Origin of the sequence: Sphingobium sp. LMA1-1-1.1 (assembly GCF_040676365.1) — a bacterium.
In the GTDB taxonomy this organism is placed as follows: Bacteria; Pseudomonadota; Alphaproteobacteria; order Sphingomonadales; family Sphingomonadaceae; genus Sphingobium.
Map to the genome: position 1 here is coordinate 1 of NZ_JBEGHS010000060.1, position 255 is coordinate 255.

The window sequence follows — 255 nt, forward strand, 5'->3', positions numbered from 1 at the left end:
TGCCTGAGCGCGCGCATGCTGACTCCCAAACAGGATATGAGGACGCCGGTCACAGTGCTGACCGGCTTTCTCGGCAGCGGAAAGACCACATTGCTCAATCGCGCCCTGCGCGATCCGGCGATGACGCGCACCGCCGTGATCATAAACGAGTTTGGAGAGATCGGGATCGATCACGCCCTCACCACGGCGAGCGACGATACGATCATGGTGCTGGAAAATGGCTGCCTGTGCTGCACGGTCTTTGGCGACCTCATC

The 255-nt window shown here is 60.4% G+C and carries 1 protein-coding gene; it reads left to right on the forward strand.

Annotated elements, in window-relative coordinates:
* Positions 1-15: 15 nt before the first annotated feature.
* Positions 16-255: CobW family GTP-binding protein (locus MRBLMA1_RS20055; protein ID WP_363739294.1), on the forward strand; the 240-nt coding region annotated here is incomplete at its 3' end.